14 protein-coding genes are annotated in these 16,719 nt (G+C 53.6%); 4 read left to right on the forward strand and 10 right to left on the reverse strand.

Annotation, left to right across the window (positions count from 1 at the left end; all coding sequences use genetic code 11):
* Positions 1 to 231 precede the first annotated feature (231 nt).
* Positions 232 to 2,568 (forward strand): M1 family metallopeptidase, encoded by a 2,337-nt coding sequence (locus GGR27_RS14950; RefSeq protein WP_168038732.1) that lies wholly within the window; start codon positions 232 to 234, stop codon positions 2,566 to 2,568.
* A 276-nt stretch (positions 2,569 to 2,844) separates the two neighbouring features.
* Positions 2,845 to 3,939 carry a diphosphomevalonate/mevalonate 3,5-bisphosphate decarboxylase family protein gene (locus GGR27_RS14955; protein ID WP_168038734.1) on the forward strand — a complete coding sequence of 365 codons (1,095 nt, stop codon included), beginning with the start codon at positions 2,845 to 2,847 and terminating at the stop codon, positions 3,937 to 3,939.
* Positions 3,940 to 4,037: 98 nt separating this feature from the next.
* On the opposite strand, the gene GGR27_RS14960 is transcribed toward GGR27_RS14955, so the two are convergent.
* Positions 4,038 to 4,907 (reverse strand): glycosyltransferase, encoded by an 870-nt coding sequence (locus tag GGR27_RS14960; RefSeq protein WP_168038736.1) that lies wholly within the window; start codon positions 4,905 to 4,907, stop codon positions 4,038 to 4,040.
* Between the two features lie 124 nt (positions 4,908 to 5,031).
* Between GGR27_RS14960 and GGR27_RS14965 the strand changes: the two genes are divergently transcribed.
* Positions 5,032 to 5,565 (forward strand): rhodanese-like domain-containing protein, encoded by a 534-nt coding sequence (locus GGR27_RS14965; RefSeq protein ID WP_168038738.1) that lies wholly within the window; start codon positions 5,032 to 5,034, stop codon positions 5,563 to 5,565.
* Positions 5,566 to 5,644: 79 nt separating this feature from the next.
* Complete coding sequence (locus GGR27_RS14970; protein WP_168038740.1) at positions 5,645 to 6,913, forward strand: aminotransferase class I/II-fold pyridoxal phosphate-dependent enzyme; 1,269 nt, start codon at positions 5,645 to 5,647, stop codon at positions 6,911 to 6,913.
* 101 nt (positions 6,914 to 7,014) lie between these two features.
* On the opposite strand, the gene GGR27_RS14975 is transcribed toward GGR27_RS14970, so the two are convergent.
* The 9 genes from GGR27_RS14975 to GGR27_RS15015 form a co-directional block, all read right to left on the reverse strand.
* On the reverse strand, positions 7,015 to 7,878 hold the full coding sequence (locus GGR27_RS14975) for a DUF58 domain-containing protein (protein ID WP_168038742.1): 864 nt from the start codon (positions 7,876 to 7,878) through the stop codon (positions 7,015 to 7,017).
* A 103-nt stretch (positions 7,879 to 7,981) separates the two neighbouring features.
* A complete protein-coding gene (locus GGR27_RS14980; RefSeq protein WP_245184686.1) occupies positions 7,982 to 9,754 on the reverse strand; it encodes an SLC13 family permease in 1,773 nt (590 codons plus the stop codon).
* A 146-nt stretch (positions 9,755 to 9,900) separates the two neighbouring features.
* Positions 9,901 to 10,197, reverse strand: coding sequence for a P-loop NTPase family protein (locus tag GGR27_RS14985; RefSeq protein WP_168038459.1), 297 nt, complete (start codon positions 10,195 to 10,197; stop codon positions 9,901 to 9,903).
* Complete coding sequence (locus GGR27_RS20630; protein ID WP_168038744.1) at positions 10,088 to 10,558, reverse strand: ATP-binding cassette domain-containing protein; 471 nt, start codon at positions 10,556 to 10,558, stop codon at positions 10,088 to 10,090. Before GGR27_RS20630 ends, GGR27_RS14985 begins: the two co-directional genes overlap by 110 nt.
* Complete coding sequence (locus tag GGR27_RS14995) at positions 10,548 to 10,904, reverse strand: hypothetical protein (protein ID WP_168038746.1); 357 nt, start codon at positions 10,902 to 10,904, stop codon at positions 10,548 to 10,550. The genes GGR27_RS20630 and GGR27_RS14995 overlap by 11 nt, the downstream gene beginning before the upstream one ends.
* 207 nt (positions 10,905 to 11,111) lie before the next feature.
* Positions 11,112 to 12,266: a prolipoprotein diacylglyceryl transferase gene (locus tag GGR27_RS15000; protein WP_168038748.1), complete on the reverse strand. Its 1,155-nt coding sequence runs from the start codon at positions 12,264 to 12,266 to the stop codon at positions 11,112 to 11,114.
* 88 nt (positions 12,267 to 12,354) lie between these two features.
* The gene (locus GGR27_RS15005; protein ID WP_168038750.1) at positions 12,355 to 13,560 is read right to left on the reverse strand and encodes a thioredoxin family protein; all 1,206 of its coding nucleotides are present in this window, start codon (positions 13,558 to 13,560) and stop codon (positions 12,355 to 12,357) included.
* Between the two features lie 103 nt (positions 13,561 to 13,663).
* A complete protein-coding gene (yidD, locus tag GGR27_RS15010) occupies positions 13,664 to 13,924 on the reverse strand; it encodes a membrane protein insertion efficiency factor YidD (protein ID WP_168038752.1) in 261 nt (86 codons plus the stop codon).
* A gap of 280 nt (positions 13,925 to 14,204) precedes the next feature.
* The gene (locus GGR27_RS15015) at positions 14,205 to 16,400 is read right to left on the reverse strand and encodes a S9 family peptidase (RefSeq protein ID WP_168038754.1); all 2,196 of its coding nucleotides are present in this window, start codon (positions 16,398 to 16,400) and stop codon (positions 14,205 to 14,207) included.
* Positions 16,401 to 16,719 lie beyond the last annotated feature (319 nt).

Raw genomic sequence — 16,719 nt, forward strand, 5'->3', positions numbered from 1 at the left:
CGCAGCTTGTACAGAACTATTTTGGTTCACCCCGCTCCTTAACCGAAAAACCTTTGCATCTACGGCCGCGCCCATCACTGATGAAGACCAACTCGATTAATGGAAAATGTAGACAGCACCACCATTACTGCCTAATCGGTGAATTTAGCTACTCGCGCGTCTGTGGTCTTGATATCACGATAAATAAACTCCTCCCTTCGTATCTTGTGCAACTAACCAACAATCCTTTCAATGACCAGATTTACCTGCTGGGCGTTCCTGCTGTGCTTTTCTACGACCGTGGTGGCACAGACCGAAAACGTCAACAAAAACCCTTTTCGCCAACTCTATAACGAACTACCAACTCCGAATGTCTACCGCAACGCAGCTGGTGCCCCCGGGCACGAGTACTGGCAGCAGCAAGCGGACTACGAGATGGAGATCAGACTCGACGATACCGAGCAGCGAATTTACGGCACGTCGACCATCAGCTACCACAACAACTCGCCCGATGCGCTCGATTACCTCTGGATTCAGCTCGATCAGAACGTCCGCGCACTGGATAGCGACACGTACAAAATCGGCACCAATTCCGTAAACGACCAAATGAGCCTGCGCAGCCTCTCTCAGCTAGAACCTACTTTTGAAGGTGGCTTCAACATCGATTACGTGCAGAACAGCGGTGGCCGCGCGATGGAGTACACCATCCAAAAAACCATGATGCGCGTTGAGCTACCCGAAATGTTGATGCCGGGCGCATCAACGGAACTGAAGCTAAAGTGGTGGTACAATATCAACGACCGGATGAAAGACGGCGGTGGCCGCTCCGGCTCCGAATACTTCGAAGAAGACGATAACTACCTCTATACAATCGCCCAATTCTACCCACGGATGGCGCTGTATACCGATAACGAAGGCTGGCAGAATAAGCAGTTCCTGGGTCGTGGAGAGTTCACGTTGACCTTTGGCGACTACGACGTAAAGATCACCGTCCCCGCCGACCACCTGGTTGCTTCCACCGGAACATTGGAAAACCCCAATGACGTGCTCACCAGGAAGCAACGTGCCGCGCTGGAACGTGCACGCGAGGAATTAGTCCAGCCCGTAATCATCGCCTCGCAGGAAGAAGCTACGGAGCGCGAGAAGACTAAATCTACGAAAGAGAAAACCTGGCACTTCAAAGCCGATAACGTTCGGGATTTCGCCTTCTCCAGCTCCCGTAAGTTTATCTGGGACGCAATGGCGGTAAAGCAATCTGATGGCAGTACCGTGATGGCGATGTCCATGTATCCTAAAGAAGGTAACCCACTCTGGGAGCGGTTCAGTACGAAAGCCGTAGCCCACACGCTGAAGTGGTACACGCACTATACTTTTAATTACCCCTACCCCGTCGCGTGGTCCATCAACGCCGCGAATATTGGTATGGAGTACCCGATGATTTGCTTTAACTACGGCCGTGTCGAAGAAGACGGTACCTATAGCGAGCGGACTAAATTCGGCATGATCGGCGTAATCATCCACGAGGTCGGTCACAACTACTTTCCGATGATCGTCAACTCCGACGAGCGGCAGTGGACGTGGATGGACGAAGGACTGAATACCTTTCTCCAGTACCTGACCGAGCAACAGTGGCAGCGCAACTACCCCAGCCGCCGGGGCCCCGCGGATAAGATTGTGGACTACATGAAGGGCGATAAGAAGTACATTTCCCCCATCATGACTAATTCCGAATCCGTTTGGCAGTTTGGTAACAATGCCTACGGGAAGCCCGCTACGGCGCTCAATATCCTCCGGGAAAGCGTCATGGGCCGCGAGCAGTTCGACTACGCCTTCAAGAAGTATTCTAACCGGTGGAAGTTCAAGCACCCCGCCCCCGCCGATCTTTTCCGGACGATGGAGGACGCTTCCGCCATCGACCTCGACTGGTTCTGGCGCGGCTGGTTCTTTACCACCGACAACACCGACATTGCCCTTACCAACGTAAAACCTTTCCGGGTTAACACCAAGAACCCAATGGTGGAAAATGAGATGACACGCAAACTCCAGGCGGACGAGGGGGAGAACATCAGCTCCATCCGTAACCGAGATATTAGCCAGACTTACGATGAGCAAGACCCTTCCCTGAAAGACTTTTACTCCGACTACGATCCCCTCAACGCAAATATTCTGGACAAGCAGGAGTACGAAGAGTACTACGCCGACCTGAGTGAAGCGGAGCGTGCCGTGTTGGATGCCGATAAGTATTACTACGAACTCACCTTTGAGAATATTGGTGGCTTAGTGATGCCGATCATACTTGAATTCACCTTTGCTGATGGTACGAAGGAAGTTCAGCGTATTCCCGCCGAGATCTGGAAGATGGATTATAAGGAAGTAAGCAAGGTTTTCCCTTTCACTAAGGAGGTTGTCGCCATCAACCTCGATCCATTCCTGGAGACGGCCGATACGGATCGCGATAACAACTACTACCCTTCCCGCTCGGCCGTTAACCGGTTCGACCTTTACGAAAATAGTCGCCGTGATGGTGGTGAGAATCCTATGCAGCGCGGTAAGCGGGCGCGGGAGGCTGAGGGGGCTGGTCGGAAGTAATTGGTTAGACTTAGCCTTATTTACGCATCTGATGGGCTTTCTCATTTACACATCTGATGAACGTCTGCCTGTTTTGCGAAGCAAACCAGACAGAAGATGCATCCGATGAGAAATGATGAATCTCTTCTAACGAGCTCGAAGTTTATCTTCAATATTTAGATCGAGAGACCGAATAACCGCAAGGCTATTCGGTCTTTTTTTGGTCTTATCCGTTGGTGAGTACCTGCCCTACCGCCCGCTCGGTTGTAATTTGCGGAAGAATAAAACCACCTCGTTATGACCTACGATCGTCCCGACCTTACTCTCATTACTAGTGAAGTAACGCCCGGTGCGTTGCGCTGGCGCAGCCCGTCCAACATCGCACTGGTGAAGTACTGGGGGAAGCACGGCGATCAGCTACCGCGTAATCCATCGGTAAGCTTTACGCTGGATGGTGCGGCGACGGACACTACCCTACGGTACGAAGTGCGAGAGCAGTCAGGAAGTGGCGTGGACGTAAAGCTTTCTTTGGACGGGGTTCATAATGATGCATTTAGCCAGCGAACGGCTAAGTTTTTCGAGCGGTTGTTGCCGATTTACCCGTTTTTGAAGCAGCTGAGCTTTGCCATCGAAACAAAGAATAGTTTTCCCCATTCGGCCGGTATCGCTAGTTCGGCTTCGGGAATGAGTGCATTAGCACTTTGCTTAGTTGATTTGGAAGGAAAGCTTTTTAAGCCGCTAGGCAATGCAGAATTCTTCGAGAAGGCTAGCTATTTATCTCGATTGGGGTCAGGCAGTGCTTGTCGTTCCGTCTACGGGGGCGCAGCCGTTTGGGGCAAGGTTGATGGGGTTGCGCAGAGTAATGAAGAATTTGCCGTTCCCATTACGGATAAGCTAAACCCAACGTTTCAAACTTACCACGACGATATTTTACTGATCTCTAAATCTGAAAAATCAGTTAGTAGCCGGGCGGGGCACCAATTAATGGAGAGTAACCCGTACGCAACTGCCCGATACGCGCAAGCGAAGCAGCGAACCGGTGAGATGGTGGATATCTTACGACGGGGGGACGTGGAGGCCTTTGGTGAGATGCTCGAGAGTGAAGCCCTCACCCTGCACGCTTTGATGATGAGTAGTCGGCCACCTTATCTGTTGATTCGTCCGAATACGCTGGCCGTTATTGAGCGGATACAGGAGTTTCGGCGAGAAACAAAAACCCCTTTGTACTTCACGCTGGACGCCGGGCCCAATTTGCACTTACTTTATCCGCACGCGGACGCTGAGCAGGTAAAATCGTTTATTCGGGAACAACTGCTGTTCTTTTGCGACGATGGAATGTACCTAGCCGATCGAGTTGGGAAGGGACCGGAGCGGTTAGAAGTAAACGAATAGTTAATTATTTTATACGTAAATATATAACTATCAGTATAATTGTGCTGAATATCGCGTTATTCATTAAGTTATTTGGCTAAAATGTATTTAATGAAATATTATTCTTTAGCGCCGATATTAAACCCCCTGGCCCAAATAAAGAGTAAGTACAGAATAACCGGTGTATACATGATAAATTGAAGTAAATATCTACTTCTCGCGACCCGGGAAATAATGCTCACGTAGCGAAATACAATTAATCCAAACGAAAGAATGGGGTAGTTAAATATAATCCGAGGCGGCATCCCCTGGCGCTTTCTGACGAGAGCGGAGTATCTACCCAACATCTCCAAATTACTAGCTACCCCGGCCAAATCCGTTTTATTCACGTGACGAATACGAACGTCATCGACTTTTACTATCCGACCACCCACGGCGATCAGTTTCTTACAGAATAGTATATCCTCGAACGCTCGATCATCCGTGAAATAACCCACGCGCTCGAATACCTCCCGGTTACAGGCAAAATTGCAGGTAGCAGCGCCCTCCAGTTCTACCCTTCCCTTACCCAAATCGAGAAAATGATTGAATTCTACGAGAAAAGAGCAGGTTCCGTAGACGCTGTCCGGCGTACCATTTTCTATTACGCCGGTAATAATGGTATTATCCGCGATGTTTTTGACGATGTTCTCCAGCCAGTCCTTTTCGGCGATACAATCCGCATCAATTAAGGCAATTACCGCCCCCTTTGCCCGGTGAATACCGACGTTTCTAGCAGTGCCCGGGTAAGTCTGGGTATTTAATTTAATTAATTTTATTCGTGGTTTATCGCTGAACAGCAAATCTAGTTCTAGCTGTACGTCCGCGGGGGAACTATCAACGATAATGATCTCGTACTCACCGGTGTAGGTCTGATCCAGTAGCGAGTCGACACACGCCCCGATCTTGTGGGGATGCCGGTAAGAAGGAATGATGACCGATACGTCCATTATGCTTGCTGGTTGCGATCCTTCCCGGAAAAGGTGTTGAATAGGTGCTTGATCATCCGGACAAAGCTAAGCCTTCCTCATCGGCCGAGACAACCTCCCGGCCCGGGATATTGTAATATAGATCATGCGTTACCTCTCGGCCACCACCGCTTTGCTCTTCACCCTTCTTCTTTGCACCTGCGGCCGCGCACAAGAAGTGCCGGAAAACTTACTAACCGGCTATGCTCCACTCGACGAGAAATTAGCGAGAACGGTGACGGTGGACGAATACGCCATCAGCGCGGAAGCCGCCGCTGCCCTATCCAATGCCAAATTCCTGGACGCGCGGGAACACGAAGAATTTACCGTTAGTCACTTGCCCGCCGCTACCTGGCTGGGCTACGACGACGTGGACCTCTCCCGAATAGCCGACACCGAAAAAGACCAACCGCTAGTCGTCTACTGCACCATCGGCTACCGTAGCGAGCGCGTCGCAACGAAATTGCGGGAAGCGGGTTATACCAACGTTTATAACCTCTACGGCAGCCTTTACGCCTGGAAACTAGCCGGTTTTGCGCTGGAAGACGCGCGGGGCCAACCAACAGAAAAATTACATACTTATAACCGCAAATGGTCCACTTTCGCCCCCGATTCGATCGGCGAGAAAGTGTGGAAATGACTTAAATTGGCGGGCGTTCCACATTTCCGGTGCCTCCCCCGATCTTCCGTACATTTGCGCCCGTATAACCTCAATATAGATGAAAGATCTTTTCGAAAAATTCGATCATAAAGGCCCCCTCGGCCAGTACCAGGATGTTGCCCACGGCTACTTCTCTTTCCCCAAACTCGAAGGCAAACTCGGCCCCCGCATGACGTTCCGCGGTAAGGAATGCATTATTTGGAGCATCAATTCCTACCTCGGCATTACGAACCACCCGGACGTCCGCAAGGCGGATACCGAGTCCACCGAAAAGTACGGCCTGGCCTACCCCATGGGTGCCCGGATCATGAGTGGCGAGACGGATTCTCACCTACAACTCGAAAAGGAACTAGCCGAATTCACGCAAAAAGAAGGCGCGCTGCTCCTCAACTTCGGCTACCAGGGCATCATGTCCATCGTCGACGCCTGCCTGAGCCGCCACGACGTCGTCGTTTACGACCGTGACGACCACGCCTGCATCATGGACGGTATCCGGATGCACCAAGGCCCCAAATTTGCCTTTAAGCACAACGACATCGATCACTTCCTCGTCCGCATGGAACAAGCGAAGAAAGAAGCCGAGAAGCGCGACTCCGGCATCCTCGTCATCACCGAAGGCGTTTTCGGAATGCGTGGTGAGCAAGGAATCATCAAAGAAATTTGCGAGTACAAAGAAAAATACGGTTTCCGCCTCCTCGTCGACGACGCCCACGGCTTCGGAACGATGGGCGCGACCGGTGCCGGCGCCGGTGAAGAACAGGGCGTTCAGGACCAAATCGACGTCTATTTCTCGACGTTTGCCAAGGCGATGTCCGGATTCGGTGCCTTCGTGAGTGCCGATAAGGACATCATCGACTTCTTCCGCTACAACCTCCGTAGCCAGGTGTTCGCCAAGAGTCTCTGTATGCCGATGGTACAGGGTGCGTTGACGCGCCTGCGCTTACTCCGCGAGCAACCCGAACTTCGCGAAAACTTGTGGCGCAACGTAAATATGCTCCAGAAAGGCCTACGCGACGCCGGCTTTGACATCGGTAACACCGGTGCCTGCGTCACGCCCGTTTTCATGAAGGGCACGCCCTACGAAGCCGGTGCGCTCATCTACGACATGCGCGAGACGTACGGCATCTTCTGCTCGATCGTTCTACCGCCGGTTATCCCCAAAGGACAGCTAATTCTCCGCCTCATCCCGACGGCAGAGCACACGGTTGAAGACATCGAAACTACGCTCGATGCTTTCCGCGCCGTGCGGACTAAGCTTGAAGACGGCACTTACGCTAAGATGGCGGATATGCTGCAGCAAGGTATTGTGGAAGGGGTTATTCAGTAGGCAGTATGGTAGTATTGCTTCGCAAAGTATGATAATATGGTAGTGCTTCCGCTCGATGTGACAGCACTACCATACTATGCGAGGCGCTACTACCAAACTACTCATCGACTCTTAAAAAACCGAAGCAACCCTTTAACATAATCCTCCGTAGTCTCCAAAGAAAGACTATCCGCTCCAGACTTCTGAAAAGCCTGCTTAAAGTATTCCTGGTGCCGGTCATACCACGCCTGGTAGTTACGCCGCACCTTGCTACTCCCGGTATCGACCCACTGCATTTGGCCGGATTCGGCGTCGCGGGCGTGGATGAGGCCCACGTCGGGTAGTTCTTTTTCGCGTGGGTCGTAGAGGTGTAGACCGATCACATCGTGGCGGCGGGAGGCGATGCGAAGCGGGCGTTCATAGTCCTCAGCGAGGAAGTCAGAAACGAGGAAGCAGATGCTGCGTTTCTTGACCATGTTCGTGAAATAGGTGAGGGCTTTGCCGATGTCCGTTCCGGTTCCGGTCGGGCGGGTTTCGATTAGTTCGCGGATGATGCGTAAAATGTGGCCCCGGCCTTTTTTGGGGGGTAAATACTTCTCCACGCGGTCGCTAAACAGCAGCAAACCGACCTTATCGTTGTTTTTTGTGGCGCTGAAGGCCATCACGGCGCAGATCTCGGTAATCAGGTCGTTTTTCATCTGCTTCGTCGTGCCGAAAAAGCTAGATTTACTAATGTCGACGAGCAGCATCACGGTCAGTTCGCGTTCTTCCTCGAAGACTTTTATGTAGGGTTCGCCGGAGCGGGCCGTCACGTTCCAGTCGATGTTGCGCACGTCATCGCCGTATTGGTAGCTGCGGACTTCGCTGAACGACATGCCCCGGCCTTTGAAGGCGCTCTGGTATTCGCCGGCAAAAATCTGCTTGCTGAGGCCCTTCGTCTTGATCTCGATGCGCCGGACGCGTTTGAGGAGTTCGCTGGTTTCCATAGGCTGGCTAAGGTAATAGATTTTTGGAATGAAGCGGGCGCGGGCGCGGGCGCGGGTGCAGGGTAATTTTGTAAGGACCGGGTGTTGTCGACCTACGTGAACCTTACAAACCAAAAAGGAGTGGTACCAGGACGGTCGTCACCCCCCAGCAAATTAGGTTTAAGGGCGTGCCTACTTTGACGAAGTCCATGAAAGTGTACCGCCCCGCCCCGTAAACCATAGTGTTGGTTTGGTACCCGACCGGGGTCATAAAACTAGCGCTGGCGGCAATGGCGACCGTCACCAACAAAGCTTGCGGGTCGATACCCAACTGCGCGGCGGCGGCAATGGCGACCGGGGCGAGCAGGGCGGCCGTAGCGTTGTTGCTCATCAGCTCCGTCAGGAGGTTGGTCGTTAGGTAAAGCACGGCGATGAGGGCGTAGGCGCCCCAGTTGGCGACCGTTCCCGTCAGTAGGCTGGCCATGTCCGCGTCCAATCCGGAATTTCCCATGGCTTTGCCCAGACTGAGCGCTCCGGCCAGTAGGAACACGATCTTCCAGTCGATCGCTTCGTATGCTTCCTTCATGGTGATCGTACGGCCCAACGCCAACAAACACACGCCCAGCAGCGCCGCAATACTGATGGGGAGAACGTCGAACGTCGCCAGCCCAATGAGCCCGACGATGGTGAGCAGCACGAAGTAAAAACGCCCCCGCTTGAAATCAGCAATGGAATCGCTGGAGAGCAAAATGAACGGGCTATCCTGCCGCTGCTCGATCTTCTGCAGTTCCACGAGGTAGTGACTTTTCACTTCGGCGAGGATGACGTCACCCGCCATGAGGGGCAGTTCGTACAGTTGCTCGTTGAGGGTTTCCTCCCGGTGGCGAATTGCGAGGGGTACCGCGCGGTAACTCCGGCGGAAATCTACCTGGCGGAGTGTTTTGCCCACGAATTCCGAGTTCGGCGTCACGACCATCTCGATCAGGCTGGAGTTGTCCCGTTCCAGCCCCGTCCCCATCACCTGAACGCTGCCGGAATGGTCCACGATCCTGACCCAGTCCTTCAGCAGTTTAATCTTCTCCCGGTCGCACCGCACCTTGAGCGTATCCTCGGCCGCCAGCCGAAAGTCTCCCGGCGGGAGGGTAAACCGGTCGCCGTTGCGGCGGACCTCGATGATGTCCATATCCAGTTCCCTGACGATGGGGCTATCCATGATCCGAACGCCAGCCATGTTTTGGTTGTCGAGGACTACGATCTCGGCCAGGTAATCGTGGAGGGCAAACTGCTCGGTCAGGCTTTCTTTCGCCTCCCGGTTCGGTAACAGACGCTGCCCGAAGTAGGTTAGGTAAAGGATTCCGATGACCAGCAAACTAAAGCCAATCGGTGCGAGGGTAAACATGGAAAAACCGGGTAATCCCTGAGATTCCGCAATGCCACTAACCAGGATATTCGTCGACGTGCCGATTAACGTACACATCCCCCCAAGAATACTCGCGTAGGACAGTGGTATGAGTAATTTGGAAGGCGCAATGTTCGCGGAAGCCGCAATCCTACCCACGATGGGGATGAACACGGCCACGACCGGCGTATTGTTTACGAACGCGGAGATCACCGCCACCGTCAGCATCAACAGCAAGGTAGCGTAGCGGGGCCGCCGTCGAAACCGTTCCGACATCGAGCCCGCGATGAACTGCAACGCCCCGGTTTTGAGGAGGGCTGCCGACAGCACGAACATAAAGGCGACCGTCAACGTCGCCCCATTGCTGAATCCTTCCAGGCCTTCCCCCGGTGAAATGACCCCCGTGACGACCAGCGAAACAATGATCAGCATTCCGATTAGATCAACCGTCAGCCACTCCGTCACGAAGAGGACCACCGCGCCGAGGGCAACGAGCAAGGTTATGACGGCGGGGGTGATGATGAAGCGGAGAGTTTAGCGGTCCTTAATTGAGCCCGCAAAGATACGTGAGTGACGGGCAGACTTTTGGCCTAACCCACAAGCCGCCACGGAGATGAGCTTGCCCGCCGGTCCGCCTTTCTAAGCTAGATGACCGTGCCGTCGGACAGATAATTGTAAGTAACCAATTCTTCCGGCGAGCCGAGCAGCTTGATGCTCTTATCCACGATCAGGTACAATTTATCACAGACGGAGAGCACGGTCCGGTACTGATGGTCCGATAACAGAATTCCCTTCCGGCCCTTTACCTCGTTGATCGTTTCGGTAACGATGTCATTGTGTACGGGCATGATGTTGGAGAAGGGCTCGTCCAGGACGGTGTACCGGACGTCTGCGTTCAGGGCAACCAACACCGCCAGGAGGCGCGTCGTGCCAAACGACATACTGGCTAGTTTGTCCCGTGTACATCCCTGCGAACATCGGGTATTTCGCCCGGAACGCATCTTTATCCACGCCGTATAATTCCAGCATCCGGTCGGGGGTGAGCCAGCCCGGGTGGCAGTGTTCCTGGGGTACGTAATTGATCAGGCCCGGTAGGGTGTAAGGGGCTCTCAACACCCGGCCGTCGAACGAGATAATCAGATCCCGTTGCTCGTACAGTCCGTAAATGGCTTTGAACGCGCAGGATTTACCCGTCCCGTTCCGACCGAGCAGTACCGTTACGCCCGTGGGCTCGACCCGGATGGTGCTTGCCGCGAGAACTTCCCTGTCCCCAAAAGCCACGACGATGTTTTCAAGTACCACGGGGCACGGTGTTATTTACGAGTAAAATGGTGAGGAACGAGGCTAGCAGGTATACCGCCCAGCAAATTACCAGAAATACGGCCATTAAATGACGTGGCCGCAGGTTGATGTTTTTATAAAAGACCGTCTGGATCCGTTTATTTTGGTAATTAAAATACAGTAGCAATAATAATATCAGCACGTAGGTAACGGCGGTCGACGGAACTACCCACAACCCAGCATTGTAAACCGGATATAACAGCAAGAGTAATACTGCTAATGCTGCTACCGCAATGTCCCGATTAAAGAGGTAGGACATCTCCAGAAAGTACCAAACACGCTTGCGCCCGGTTCGGTCATCAGCCATGAAGTAAGTTGTTAGATTAACATAGTTTACTCATTGATACCCTTAAACCAAAGTACAACCAGCCCCCCTCATTCATATTTTCGCTAAACGAAACTGAGACAAATTGTACGCCTTAGATGAGCGAACCCTGCCAACCGTGGCCTGAACGAATAAACCCTGCACTCCCGGTAGCTATCGGGACCGCGCACCGGCTAAATCAAAAGCGCCTTAATTAACCACTGTACCCCGCCGCCAGGCCAGATACCCGAGTAAGGCCCCGGAAACCATAAACCCAACCGCAATCAATTGCGCCTGACTCAACGCAAAACCCAGCACGTCGTACCGGTCGTTGACCCGAATAAATTCAATGAAGAAGCGTTCCACGCCGTTCAGGAATAGGTAAACGCAGAAAAGCAGCCCCGGCAAATTCGTCAGGCGCTTGCGCAACGCCCAGAGTGCTGCACCGATCGTGAAGGCCATGATGACCTCGTAGATCGACGTCGGATAAACCCCCTGCGGCAGTTCGGTGCAGAACTCAAAAGTGCACCCCGGGATCGGTACGCCCCGGTTGAGTACGTTGTGCGGGAAGGTAAAACTCCAGGCCCAGTCCGGCAAAAACCACCAGTCCGGCTGCGCGCCCGCCACGATCCCCCAGTCCCCGTCCCCACTGAACTGACACCCCATCCGCCCCACTCCGTACCCAACGATTAACCCGGGCGCCACCGCGTCCGCCAGGGGCAACACCTTTATTTTGTGACTCCGTGCGTAAAGCATCACCCCGGCGGCCCCCCCGATCAAACCGCCGTAAATCGCCAGCCCGTCTCCACTCAGCAAGACCCCGATCGGATCGTTAAAAAATCGGGGTAAGTACTCGATGATTGCAAAAAACTTGGCCCCGAGAATTCCCCCCAGCGCCGCCACCATCGTGATCGGCCCGACCCGGTCGCTGGGGTAGACCGTGTACTTTTGCATCCCACTCGCCTGCTGCTTAGTCCCCAAATAATAGTAATACCCCGCAAATAGCGCCCCGCCGAGCAGGCCAGTCCACCACCAACCGTTGGAAGTAAGCAACACGCTGCCTGCATCCTCGCGGAACCGACCGAGGTTACTAACGACGAAAGGAATTTTGTATCCAAGCACGAAGCCAAAGATTCCGTTGAACACGTAATCCCACACCGTCACCGTCCCCCCCGGCATCCGCTCCACCACCTTTCCCTTCAACTGGCCGATCCTTTCCCGGCGGCGTAAATCGTGCTTCAGTAAGGCCGCCGCCGCCAAAAATGCCAGCAACAGAAAGAAGCCGAACGTCTTAAAAACACTGAGAATGTTATCGGGCTCCGTGCCGAGCAACGCGTGGAACACGTAGGATAGATCTGGATACAAAGCGAGCGGGGTTTTGGCGAAAATGAACACGCCCGATAAAGTAGATTTACCGGGCGTGGCGCAAAGATATTAAGTACCGTGCACGGGCCTAACGGGCCGCTTCGATCTTGGCGATCAATCCGTCGATGGACCGCGCGGTTGCCTTACGCTTCCCGGCCGTCAGGTGGCTGATGGCGTTTTTGGAAGCTTGCGCGTAGGTGAGTGCCTCATTACTTTTGCCTTTGTTCAGCATAAACTCGGCGAGCCGGTAGTACTTGCGGTAGCCATCGGTGGCGTCGAGCCGCGCGGAGGCAGCTTCGGCTTCCACGGCCATGGCGAAAATCTTTTCGTCGTCGATAAATTTAGACGCACTTGCGGTCCGATAAACCTCGTGTAATCGTTTCATATCACCGTCCACCGCCTTCGCTAAGTATTTTTTGGTGGCTTTTTGGAATGATTTTAAATCATCTCCCGCAGCGGTCATTTCGAAGGCGCCCTGCAGTTCGAATGCTTCGGCGGCCACTTTGTCGATGGTCGCAAATTTCTTGACGGCGGCGGCGAGGAGCTTTTCGTCCCCGTATTCCAATGCTTTATTTTTCGTGCTCGTTACGGCGGTCTTTACCTGTCGGTCAAAGGCTTCCTGACCGGCGCGGGCAATGATGGCGGCTTTATTTTTTACCATCAGGTCAAAAATTCGACTGTCCGCGTCCGTAGCGGCAACGAGGAGAATGTCCAGGTTCTCTGGTGTAGTTAAATCCTGTTGATCACGGAGGTAGTCGTTGGTAACTTTCGCGTGGTTTTCTTGCTGACGGACCATGGCGCGCACGTAACGCAGCGCTAATTTCGGAGTACGATCCTGCTCCGCCCAGGCCAGGGCGAGGTCTTCGAGGTTATCTAATTTATTCAGCGCGTTGCCACCTTCCTGGATCAGTCCGTCTTTGGATCTGGCACCGACTACCTTGTGAACGACCTCGTTTTCCGCGTTGATGAACAGTAACGTGGGATAGGCACGCGCACTGTGATTTTGGCGAAATTCTTCGCTTTCCACCTTCTCCATATCCATTTTTACGCTGATGAAATTCCCGTTGTAGTAATCACCGACTTCCGCGGCGGGGAAAACGTCAGCCGCCATCCGTTTGCAGGGGCCGCACCACTCAGCGTAAGCGTCGACGAAGATTAGTTTATCTTCCGTAGCCGCTTTTTCGAGTGCCTCCGCCCAGGTGCCGGAGAAGAAATCTATTCCCTGGGCCTGGGCGCGGACGCAGGTGCAGAGTAATAGGGTAAAGAGCAGAGATGTACGGGCCAAGTGCGTCATTACGGGAAATAATTAAGGCGAAAAAAGGAAACGGGGCGTCTAAAAAACCAACAGGTGATCCGGAATGCGCAACCCCATGGGCTTGCGTTGCCGATCGCTTTTGCTAAGATAAGGTCTGACCTGCGTCCACATCTTCGGCCACCGGCTTTTTCGGGACGGGGTCAAACCCGTGCCCGCCCCACGGGTGGCAGCTACCGATGCGCTTAGCCGCCAGCCACGACCCTTTGACCGGCCCCCACGTCTCGATCGCCTCGATGGCGTAGTGAGAGCAAGTCGGTTGGTACCGGCACTTATTCGCACCGAGCAGCGGGGAGATGGCTAGTTGATAGAAATGAATTGGGAGGGTAAGCAGCTTACGCAACATGTGACTTAAAACGGGCGACGCCTGATTTCAGTTGCTCATCGACGAGCACATTCTTTTGGTTCGGCCGTGGCGTGGTTTTAATTATCCTGAACGAGCCAGGGAAACACGCCGCTCTTTTGCAGGAATCTTACCGTGCAGACAAAAACGACGCCCCTTCCGACTTCAGAAAGGGCGTCATTATCGTGACTTATGCGACAGTCGGACCAAAATTAATATCTACCGGGTGTCCTGGAGTAGCTAGCACTGGTGGTGTGTACGTCAATGCTTTTGCGTTGAATGACTACCGCGCTTTCGTACCCAGGCTACTGAGCAAAAAGTTCGTCATCTTGGTGTAGAGGTGAAGACGGGTGGGGCCACCGTAAATGCCGTGGTTCCGGTTCGGGTAGAAGTAGGTATCGAACTGCTTATTATTCATAATCAGCGCATTGGCCATTTCGGCGGTGTGCTGGAAGTGGACGTTGTCATCCCCCATGCCGTGGACGAGCAGCAGGTCACCCTTCAGCCGGTCGGCGTAGTGGATCGGGCTATTTTCGTCGTAGCCGGCCGTGTTCTCTTTGTAGGTCCGCATGTAGCGTTCGGTGTAGATGGAGTCGTACCATTTCCAGTTCGTCACCGGTGCGACCGAGATGGCCGCCGCGAAAGTCTCGTTCCCCTGCAGGATACAGTGCAGCGACATGAAACCGCCGTAGGACCACCCAAAAATACCGATCCGGTCGGCGTCGACGTACGCTTGCTCGCCCAAATACTTTGCCGCCGCGATCTGATCTTCCGTCTCCTGCTTACCGAGCGTGAGGTAAGTCTGCTTCTTCATCAGTTCGCCGCGCGCACCGGTGCCCCGGTTGTCGACTACGGCAATTACGAAGCCTTTTTGCGCCATCATCTGGAACCAGGCCATATTCGCGCCCCGCCAGTTGTTCAGTACCTGCTGACTACCCGGGCCGCCGTAGACGTGCATTAGTAAGGGATGTTCTTCGTCCTCGTCCATACCGTTTGGCTTGATCATGTAGCCGTTCAACGTCGTTCCTTCCTCGGTGGTAAAGCGGAAAAATTCTACCGGCTGGTAACCGTATTCCCGTGATTTCGCCAGTAGATCGTCGTTACCGATGATGCGCCGCACGGATTCCCCGTCGCCGTCCATGACCGAGACGACGGCGGGCTGGTTGATCGTCTGGTGGTCCAGCACGAAGTAATCGAAGGTGCTGGAGAACTGGGCGGAGTTGGTACCCGGCTCCGCGGCCAGTGGGCGGGGCAAGTCGCGGCCGCGCAGGCTTTTTACGTACACTTCCCGATCTATCGGACCGTTCCTCGCCGCCTGAAAGTAGACTTTGCCCTCGTGCAGTCCGTAGAAGTCCGTTACTTCCCACTTTCCGCTGGTGATCTGCTGCTGCTCCTTCGCGTTGTTGAGGCCGTGCAAATAGATGTGGTTGAAACCATCGATCTCGCTCGTCCAGATGAATTGCTTGCCATCGGGCAAAAAGGTCAGGTTGTCGTGGACGTCAATGTAGAACTTGCTGGCTTCTTTCAGGATCGTCCGCTCTTCGCCCGTCTGTAGGTCGAAGAGTTGTAGTTGCGTCTGGTTCTGGTAGCGGTTCATTACCTGGGCGACGACCTGGTCACCACGGGTCGTCCAGTCGACGCGGGGCAGGTAGTGCCACCGATCCAGTTTGTCCTTGTTGACGGTGATCAGGTCTTTGGTGTTCCCGGTAGCTACATTGAAAGCGTGGAGCGAAACCGTGCTGTTGTTCTCACCTACTTTGGGGTATTTGAACGTGTTGTACTCGGGGTACATACCGTCCTTGAAGTCCGTGTAGGTAAATTCCGGAACCTCGGATTCGTCAAATTTCAGGTAAGCCAGGTGGCTCCCGTCCGGGCTCCAGTAGATCGCGGAGGAGAAAGCAAATTCTTCTTCGTACACCCAGTCGGCCGCGCCGTTGATGATGGCGTTCACTTGCCCATCTTCCGTCACCTGCGTCAGCGCCCCCGCTGTTAAATCCTTGATCCAAATATTATTATCGACCACGAAGGCGACGCGCGCGCCGGTGGGATCGAGCGAAGCTAAACGGTGCTTTTTTTCTGGGTAAACGGCGGTAAGCTCCTTCGTGTCCAAGTCATAAACGTGGAAGAACTCCTGCGAGCTACGCCGGAACAGTTGCTCCGTTTCGCTACTCAACACCAACTTCGTTTCGTCGGCGCTGAACGTATAATCGTCGATTCTACCGTTGAAGCCCGCCTGACCTTTGAGGCTTTCTCCGTCCAGAATAACGGCCTTCTCCTTGCCGCTCTTCAGGTCGTACGTTATCACTTTGTTCCCTTCTAGGCGTACGTTCGTCTTGCCGTCGCGTAAGAAATTGAACCCACTAACCCGCTCGGGGCTAAAAATGTAATCCTGCCAAATGTCTTCGAGAGAAATCTGCTTGGTCTGGCCAAACGCAGCCGCGCTCAGAGTAAGCGCGCAAAGGAACAATAGGTAACGCATAAAGAATAGTTGATTTGGGTCGGTAAAATAAAGGCTAGCTTGGTAAATAGGTTGTTGGCGTGGCGATTTGTTAACGCGCCATTTTGGGTGGTTTACTTTTTGTGGTGTTGGAATTAATAATGGGGCCAACGAAATTGTGGGGAAGGGTCAAATATCTAACGGACAAAAACGTGGGGTGGTGGACGTAACGTAACGACAAAATGTGGTGCGGCATCAAACGTTCTATAATGGACACCTGGGGCAGCGGGCGTGGTGCATTGACGAAAATGTAGGGACATCAAACATATCATAAACGAAAACGTGGGGCTGCACCCCACGC

Origin of the sequence: Neolewinella antarctica (assembly GCF_011927835.1) — a bacterium.
GTDB lineage: Bacteria > Bacteroidota > Bacteroidia > Chitinophagales > Saprospiraceae > Neolewinella > Neolewinella antarctica.

Excerpts from the sequence above, each read along its gene's own strand:
- GGR27_RS14950 (WP_168038732.1), top strand. The coding sequence starts at position 232 with ATGACCAGATTTACCTGCTGGGCGTTCCTGCTGTGCTTTTCTACGACC.
- GGR27_RS14955 (WP_168038734.1), top strand. The coding sequence starts at position 2,845 with ATGACCTACGATCGTCCCGACCTTACTCTCATTACTAGTGAAGTAACG.
- GGR27_RS14960 (WP_168038736.1), bottom strand. The coding sequence starts at position 4,907 with ATGGACGTATCGGTCATCATTCCTTCTTACCGGCATCCCCACAAGATC.
- GGR27_RS14965 (WP_168038738.1), top strand. The coding sequence starts at position 5,032 with ATGCGTTACCTCTCGGCCACCACCGCTTTGCTCTTCACCCTTCTTCTT.
- GGR27_RS14970 (WP_168038740.1), top strand. The coding sequence starts at position 5,645 with ATGAAAGATCTTTTCGAAAAATTCGATCATAAAGGCCCCCTCGGCCAG.
- GGR27_RS14975 (WP_168038742.1), bottom strand. The coding sequence starts at position 7,878 with ATGGAAACCAGCGAACTCCTCAAACGCGTCCGGCGCATCGAGATCAAG.
- GGR27_RS14985 (WP_168038459.1), bottom strand. The coding sequence starts at position 10,197 with ATGTCGTTTGGCACGACGCGCCTCCTGGCGGTGTTGGTTGCCCTGAAC.
- GGR27_RS14995 (WP_168038746.1), bottom strand. The coding sequence starts at position 10,904 with ATGGCTGATGACCGAACCGGGCGCAAGCGTGTTTGGTACTTTCTGGAG.
- GGR27_RS15005 (WP_168038750.1), bottom strand. The coding sequence starts at position 13,560 with ATGACGCACTTGGCCCGTACATCTCTGCTCTTTACCCTATTACTCTGC.
- yidD (WP_168038752.1), bottom strand. The coding sequence starts at position 13,924 with ATGTTGCGTAAGCTGCTTACCCTCCCAATTCATTTCTATCAACTAGCC.
- GGR27_RS15015 (WP_168038754.1), bottom strand. The coding sequence starts at position 16,400 with ATGCGTTACCTATTGTTCCTTTGCGCGCTTACTCTGAGCGCGGCTGCG.